Consider the following 8,917-nt stretch of genomic DNA (forward strand, 5'->3'; position numbering starts at 1 on the left):
AATTGGGTTCATTTGGGAACAATCTTCTGGCAATAAGAAGATATATGACCCCTGCTTCTCCCACTTTGACCCTAACTGTTGGACTTGCCTTAATCGGTGTATTAAGCCATTGTTTTGTACGATTATGCTGAGCGTCCAAAAGGTTTAACCTAGCCTCTCTCCAGCGTTCTAATTTTCAAGTAATTCGCTTAGGAAATGCAAGAGTGTTTGTTCATGGCTTAATCCCACTCCACGAGATATGGCTGGTAGTGTTTTACGCTTAATATCAGAAAAGCCCCACATGAAAGTAATTAAACGCATCACAACTTCTCACTTGGGGGAATAGCGATCTGTATACTGTAGAATTCCCAGTAATCGTCAAGAGTCAACAAATTTGATCGTTACGGCGCCTTCTCCGAGATTTCACTTAATCCAGTAAAGGGTTGAGGGCAATTCCTGTTTTTATCATCTCATGAAAAGGATGCAAAAGCGTTAGCTTAGAGTGGCAGAAATTCCCTAAGTCATTTCCGGCAAAAGCGAACTGTAAGTAAATATAATATTTAGAGAATGTCGTGCAGCTACGTAACTCTTCTCGTTACTATGGCTGACCCCCGGCTACGCTATCAGCTCATGTGTTTAAGGCGAAATGGTTAAAAAAATAATCAGCAAAAAAACCCTATAAACTCATGTTCATTCGTACTACTGCTCTCACTCCCATAGAACTCAGGACTGCGATCGTGCGAGAGCCCTTGGTGGTTTCGCCCGATACGACGGTGATGGATGCGATCGCCCAAATGAGTGGCGTGCGATCGCTCTGCAACACCCCTAGAACGGCGGATGGTCAACTCGACGACCTCCACAAGGAGGCGCGATCGAGTTGCGTGTTGGTAGTCGAAAACGAGCAATTGGTCGGCGTACTGACCGAGCGAGACGTGGTGCGGCTGAGTGCCCAGCAGCGTTCCTTGGAGAATTTGGCGCTCCGGGAGGTGATGGCACACCCCGTCGTCACCCTCCGCGAGTCCGCCTTCACCGATTTATTTTTTGCGATTAATCTGCTCCAACAGCACCACATTCGCCATTTGCCCATCGTGGACGAGCTCGATCGCCTAGTGGGCCTAGTCACTCACGAAAGTCTGCGCCAAATATCTCGACCGATCGACCTGCTGCGGTTGCGTATGGTAGCAGAAGTGATGACCCGCGAAGTGATTTGTGCTGCGCCGGATTGTTCCCTACTGGCGATCGCTCAACTTATGGCAGAGCATCGCGTCAGTTCCGTGATGATTGTGCACCCAGGCGGAATCTCTGCTGAACCGCTACAAATGCCAGTGGGGATTCTCACCGAGCGGGATATTGTGCAATTTCAGACATTGGGCTTGAACCTGGAAACCTGTCTAGCTCAGGCGGTAATGAGTACGCCGATTTTTGCCGTTAGACCCGACGATTCACTCTGGACTGTGCAGGAGCTCATGGAGCAGCGATCGATCCGTCGGTTGGCGGTGACAGGGGAACAAGGGGAGTTACTGGGTATTGTCACCCAGACCAGTTTGCTGCAAGCCCTCAACCCGCTGGAGCTATACAAGCTGGTCCAGAAGTGGGAAGAGAAGGTGGTGCGGCTAGAGGCGGAAAAGGTAGCGCTGCTAGCAAATCGCAACCTTGAGCTCGAGCAGCAGGTGGAAGCTCGGACAGCCGCTCTCAACACCAAGGTACAACGAGAGAAATTAGTCGCAGACTTGGCTACCCAAATTCGCTCGTCCCTAAGCCTGCAAACGATTTTGGATACGACTGTGCAGCAGGTGCGGCAAGTGCTCGGCTGCGATCGCGTCAATATTTGGCGGTTTGAAGCCGATCGGGAAATCATTGTCGTGGCAGAATCCACCGACTCGTCCCTGTCTCTGTTGGGCCAACGGGTCAATGAGACCTGCTATAAGCAAGACAATCCTGAGATTTATCGTCAGGGATATGTTCGCGTCGTACCAGATATCTCCACAGCCAACATATCAGACTGTCATCGGCAGATGCTGAGCCGCCTCCAGACAAAAGCCAAAATTTTGGTGCCGCTACTGTGTGGCGATGAGTTATGGGGCTTGCTCAATGCCAGCGAAAGCCAGCACGCCCGCGACTGGCAACCGGAAGAAGTCGAACTGATACAAGCCTTATCAGTGCATCTGGCGATCGCCATTGGGCAAGCCACGATCCACCAAAAATTGCAGAATGAACTGGTAAAGCGACAGCGGATCGAAGCCACCCTGATCGAGAGCGAACAACGCTACGCCTCCCTTGCCGCCGCCGCTCCGGTGGGGATTTTTCGCACCGATGCCGAGGGGCTATGTACCTATGTCAACGATCGCTACTTTCAGATCAGCGGACTCACAACAGGAGCCACTATCGGACAGGGATGGCAACAAGGAGTGCACCCCGACGATCGCGATTGGGTCATTGCCCAATGGGAGCAATTCATTCAAGGTAACGACTCTTTTGAACTCGAATATCGCTTTCAACGTCCCGACGGTGAAGTAACGTGGGTTTATGGGCAGTGCGTCGCCGAACTCGATGCCAATGGACATCGGATCGGCTATATAGGCACCATTACCGACATTAGCGATCGCAAACGAACTGAAGTCCGCCTGCAAGAAAGCGAAGAACGCTACGCCAGCCTAGTGGAAGCCGTACCAGTGGGGATTTTCCGCGCCGATGCTAGGGGTAAGTGCATCTATGTTAACGATCGCTGGTTTCAGATCAGCGGACTCACCCCAAAAACCGCTTTCGGGGAAGGATGGCAACAAGGGCTACACCCCGACGATCGCGATCGGGTCATCGCCGAATGGGAGCAATTCATTCAAGGAAATCGCTCTTTCCAACTCGAATACCGCTTTCAACGTCCCGACGGTGCTGTGGCTTGGGTATATGGGCAGTCCGTTCCCGAACTGGATGCAGACGGGCAAGTAGTCGGCTATGTAGGAACTACTACAGACATTAGCGATCGCAAACTTGCCGAAACCGCCCTGATCCAGAGCGAAGCCCACAGCCGAGCCATATTAGCAGCAGTTCCCGACTTCATGTTTCGCATCGGTGCCGATGGTATTTATCGGGGGAGCGTGACAGCCAATCGTCAGCTCGACTTTCTCGGTACAGGTTTCGATACCCCTGGTGTGGGGATGGTGGATATGATGTCAGGAGAAATTGCGACCCGACATCTAAACCACCTAGAACAAGCCTTACGGACAGGAGAACTGCAAGTTTATGAACAGCAGGTGTACATTGGCCCACGCCTGAAATATGAAGAGGTCAGAGTTGTCAAGAGTGGCGAAGATGAAGCCTTGTTTATGATTCGAGACGTTACGGCTCGCAAACAGGCTGAGCGACAACTGTACCAACTAAACCAACAGCTAGAAGCAAAAGTTGAAGAACGCACCCAAGAGCTTTGGCAAGTCAACAGCCTGCAACGCGCCATCCTCGATTGTGCTGATTACTCCATCATCTCCGTAGACCCAACTGGCATCATCCAGACCTTTAATGTCGCAGCCGAAAGGATGCTGGGTTACAGCGCAGCAGAAGTGGTCGGCAAAGCTACGCCCGCACTCATCCACGATGCAAATGAGGTAATTGACCGGGCATCATCACTCTCTGCTGAACTAGGGCAAAATATTCCTCCCGGCTTTGAGCTTTTTGTTGCCAAAGTACGCCAAGGTATTGTCAGCGAAGAAGAGTGGAGCTATATCCGTAAAGATGGTTCTCGATTTCCTGTGTCGCTATCCATCAGCACCCTCAAGGATGTCAATCAACAAATTATCGGCTTTTTAGGCATCGCCAAAGATATTAGCGATCGCAAACGTGCAGAAGCAGAACTACAGACAGTATCGGATCGCCTCGCTTTGGCGCTCAAATCAGGGGCGATCGGTTGTTGGGACTTCGATCTTGTACAAAACACCGTCTTTTGGGATGAGCGGATGTACGAACTGTACGGTGTCACAAAACAATCTCATTCCCCTCTGCCTTACGACATTTGGGCAAACCGACTACATCCCGAAGACCGCACCGCCACCGAAACATTGCTCCAACAAGCCCTCTTAGGACAAGCAGAATTTGATACCGAGTTTCGAGTGTTGCATCCCGATGGTAGCCTCCACTTTATTAAAGCCTATGGTGTCGTCGTGCCAGATGCCCAAGGCAATCCCCAGAGCATGATTGGGGTCAACTTTGATATTAGCAGAGGCAAACAGGCTGAACTCCAACGACAGCAGTTAATTCAAGAATTATCAGCCTTTAAACAGGCCTTGGATCAGTCTGCCATTGTGGTCATCACCGATCGCCAAGGGGTGATCTCCTACGTCAACGATCCCTTCTGTGCGATCTCTGGCTACTCCCGCGATGAACTCATGGGCAAAACCCATCGCCTAGTCAACTCTGGCTATCATCCCCCTGCATTTTTCCAAGATTTGTGGCAGACCATTACTAGCGGTCATGTTTGGCGCGGTGAAATTTGCAACCAGGCAAAAAACGGTAGCCTGTACTGGGTTGCTAGCACCATTGTCCCCTTTTTGGACGAAGGCGGGCGACCTTTTCAGTATCTAGCCATTCGCTTCGACATTACCGATCGCAAGTTTGCCGAAGCAACGCTTCGGCAGGAAAATACTTTCCGTCAACAAATTGTAGAAAACATGACTGAAGGGCTGTGCGTTTTCTATGAAGTTGAGGAGTTTCCATTTGTCCGCTTCACAGTCTGGAATCAGCAAATGCAAACGATTACGGGTTACACCTTAGAAGAAATTAACCGTCTGGGGTGGTATCACAGCTTGTACCTGAATAATCAAGAATCTCAAAAACAGACGATTGCCGACCTGAAAAAGATACGACAAGGGGGCAACTTGATCGCCGTGGAAAGGGAAATCCGGCGCCCAGATGGACAGTGCCGCACTATCTCCTTTTCCACTTCTATCCTATTGATGGATGATGAACATCTCTATGTGCTTGGCCTGATCCAAGACATTACCGATCGCCAACAGACAGAGCTAGAAAATCGCCTTTTGAAAGAACGCCTCGAATTTCTTCTGGCATCGAGCCCCGCCATGATCTATAGCTGTAAGCCCTATGGCGACTATGGAGCAACCTTCATGAGCAAAAATATCGAAGCCATTTTGGGCTACAAACCAGAAGATTTTTTATCGGAATCTGGCTTCTGGGCTAACCATATTCACCCAGAAGATGCCCCTAGAGTTTTTGCACATTTATCGGCTCTCTTTGAACACAACACTCATCAGCATGAATATCGATTTTTGCATCGCGATGGTCACTACGTTTGGCTACGGGATGAAATGCGTCTGCTGCGAGATGAAGAAGGCACGCCAATCGAGATTGTTGGCTATTTTGCAGATATTAGCGATGTCAAACAAACCGAAGAAACCCTAAAACGACAACTGGCAGCAATTGAGGCGGCGATCGACGGCATTGCAATTATGCAAGGAGACACCTACCTTTATTTGAATCAAGCCCATCTAGAACTGTTTGGCTACGAACATCCTCAAGAACTGGTGGGCAAAACCTGGAAACTTTTGTATTCCCAACACGAGTTAGAACGGTTTGAGCGGGAAGTCTTGCCGGTGCTGGGGCGCGATCGCGCTTGGGAGGGAGAGGCGATCGCCACCCGCAAAGATGGCTCTACCTTTGCCGAAGGGCTATCCCTCACCCTCACAGAGGATGGATTATTGATTTGTGTATGCCGCGATATCAGCGATCGCAAACAAATCGAAGCCCAATTAGCAGAGAGTGAAGCTAAATTCCGGCGCCTGGTAGAAGGGGCTAATGATTTGATCTGGTCATGTGAACCCGATGGGATGCTCACTTATTTGTCACCGCAATTCAAGACCATGTTTGGCTGGGACGAGAGTGAATGGATGGGTAAGTCGTTTATATCCCTGGTGCATCCAGACGATCGCCCTTTGGTGGTTACTGATTATCGGGAGAATGTCAAACTTGGTAAAAAGTCAAGTGATTATGAGTTCCGACATCGCCACCGAGATGGCAATTATGTCTGGGTGAGAAGCAGCGCCCGACCTGTTATCAATGCTGAAGGGGAATTGATTAGCATCCAGGGAATTATATCGGATATCCGCGATCGCAAACAAGCTGAACTCGCCAGGGAAAGCAGTGAAATCCGCTTCCGCCGTGTGTTTGAGTCCAGTGTGAGCGGCATGATGTTTGCCGATTTTCATGGGAACATTATCGATGCCAACGATCGCTTCTTACAGATGATTGGCTACACTAGGGAGGAACTAAATGCTGGGATGATTCATTGGGATGCTATGACCCCGCCCGAATATCTCCCCGCTGATGTTGTAGCGATGGAGCACCTGATGCAGGATGGCGCGATCGATTCCTTGGAAAAGGAATACTACCGTAAGGATGGCAGCCGGATTTCTGTGCTGATCGGAGCCGCACTTCTTCCAGGCTCAGAGGATCAAACTATTTGTGTATTAGTAGATATCAGCGATCGCAAACAGGCCCAGAAGGCTTTGCAGGAATCTCAGCAGTTTCTGCAAACGGTACTCGATACCATCCCGCTTTCGGTGTTTTGGAAGAATCGAGAGTCGGTTTTTTTAGGATGCAATCAGCAGTTTGCCAAAACTCTAGGCTTGCCATCTACGACCGAAAGTATAGGTAAAAGAGATTTAGATATTTGCCAGAAAGAAGTCGAGGCGAACGAGTATTGTGCGATGGATCGGCGGTTAATCGAAACGGGTGAAGCTATATTAGGGATCGAAGAAACGCTAACCCTACCCAATGGTAAACCAATATTTCTCGAAACCCACAAGGCTCCCCTGCGAGACTGCTCAGGTAATATTATTGGTCTGGTAGGCACGTTTCAGGATATCACCCATCGCAAAGAAGCCGAACTGAGATTGCAACAACAAGCAAAACAGGAACGTTTGCTGGGAGCGATTACTAAACGGATGCGATCGTCTCTGAATCTGGACGAGATTCTCAATAGCACTGTTGAGGAAATCCATCAGCTCTTGCAATCAGACAGAACGCTGGTTTATCGGGTTTTTCCTGAAGGGACGGGGGCTGCCATTGCTGAATCAGTTTCGCCAAATAGGCTTAAGCTTCTGGATATCCTCTTCCCAGAAGAGGTTTTCCCCGAAGAGAACTACGATCGCTATATCCAAGGAAAAGTTTATGCCCTCAACGATAGGGAAGATGAAAACGAGTCAATCTTACCCTGCTTGGTTGAATTCCTCGCAGAAATCCAAGTCAGAGCTAAACTCGTAGTTCCAATTATTCTGAATCAAACCCTCTGGGGGTTACTGATTGTTCATCAATGCGATCGTCCGCGCCAATGGCAAGACTGGGAAATCAATTTACTTAAACAAATTGCTAACCAATTAGCGATCGCCATTCAGCAATCTTACCTCTACGAACAGGTACAATCAGAACTGGCTATCCGCAAGGAAACACAAAAGGCGATCGCTTTACAACTGCAACGGCAGCGAACTTTGGGAGAAATCGCCCAGCAAATTCGCGAATCGTTGGATATTAAGGAAATTTTGGCGACTGTGACACAGCAAGTCAAAGAAATCTTGCAAGGCGATCGAATCATCGTAATCCGGCTATTTGGCAATGGCAGAAGTCAAATAGTTGAAGAATCTGTGTTGACCGAGTTTCCCGCCCTCAAAAACCATCACTGGGACGAGCAACTGTGGTCTCAAGAAATCCTCAACCACTATTCCCAGGGCAAGCCCCGTATCGTCCCCGATATCATGACCGATATGGGGACTAATTGCTTGGTGGAATACGCAAGCGTTGGTGAAGTCAAGTCCAAAATGGTTGCACCTATCCTGCAAGAAGTCCGAAGCAGCCAAAGCCATAGAGGGGTTGCCCCTGGCCCAACCAACAAGCTCTGGGGGGTTTTAGTCGTCCATGCTTGCCGAGAAAAGCGAGTCTGGCAAGAGTCTGAAGCGCAACTCCTGCAACAAATTGCTAACCAGTTGGCGATCGCGGTTCAACAAGCTAGCCTATTTGAGCAGTTGCAGCAAGAACTCACCGAACGGCAGCAAGCCCAGCAGCAACTCACCGAGCGCAACGAACAACTGGCAGTCTCTAACCAAGAACTGGCCCGTGCTACCCGTCTCAAAGACGAATTCCTTGCCAACATGAGCCACGAACTCCGCACCCCCCTCAACGCCATTCTGGGCATGAGCGAGGGGCTACAAGAGCAAGTCTTTGGCATCGTCAACGAACAACAAATCAAAGCTTTACAAACGATCGAGCGGAGTAGCTCTCACTTACTAGAGTTAATCAATGACATTTTGGATGTCGCCAAAATTGAATCGGGTCAAATGGAGCTCGATTGCACCCCAGTTTCAATCAATCATCTCTGTCAATCCAGTCTGGCATTTATCAAACAACAAGCCCTGCAAAAACGCATCCAGCTAGAGATTAAAGTGCCACTCAATCTGCCCGACTTATTGATTGATGAACGGCGGATGCGCCAAGTCTTGATCAACCTGCTCAATAACGCGGTCAAATTCACTCCTAACGGAGGACGCATCACCCTAGAAGTCAGCCGTCAACAGCCCCGGACAGACCCAGATTCTGCCGATTCCTCACCCCATTTTTTGGTCAAAGAGAGTCTGCGAATTGCCGTCATCGATACAGGTATTGGTATTGCCCCAGAACATATCAACAAACTGTTTCAGCCCTTTATCCAAATCGATGGCGCGCTGAATCGTCAATATACAGGCACTGGCTTGGGGCTTGCCCTGGTGAAACGTATTGTCGAACTCCACGGCGGGCAGGTGTTGCTCACCAGCACTGTGGGTGTAGGAAGTTGCTTCACGATCGAATTCGAGGGCAGGCACGGGGGCATCGAATTCGAGGGCAGGCACGGGGGCATCGAATTCGAGGGCAGGCACGGGGGCATCGAATTCGAGGGCAGGCACGG

1 protein-coding gene is annotated in these 8,917 nt (G+C 49.8%); it reads left to right on the forward strand.

What is annotated here, in order from left to right; translation table 11 throughout:
• Positions 1 to 665: 665 nt before the first annotated feature.
• Positions 666 to 8,917: PAS domain S-box protein (locus QT987_RS22880; RefSeq protein ID WP_333244694.1), on the forward strand; the 8,252-nt coding region annotated here is incomplete at its 3' end.

The sequence above is a fragment of the Microcoleus sp. SVA1B4 genome, from assembly GCF_036700545.1.
GTDB lineage: Bacteria > Cyanobacteriota > Cyanobacteriia > Cyanobacteriales > Microcoleaceae > Microcoleus.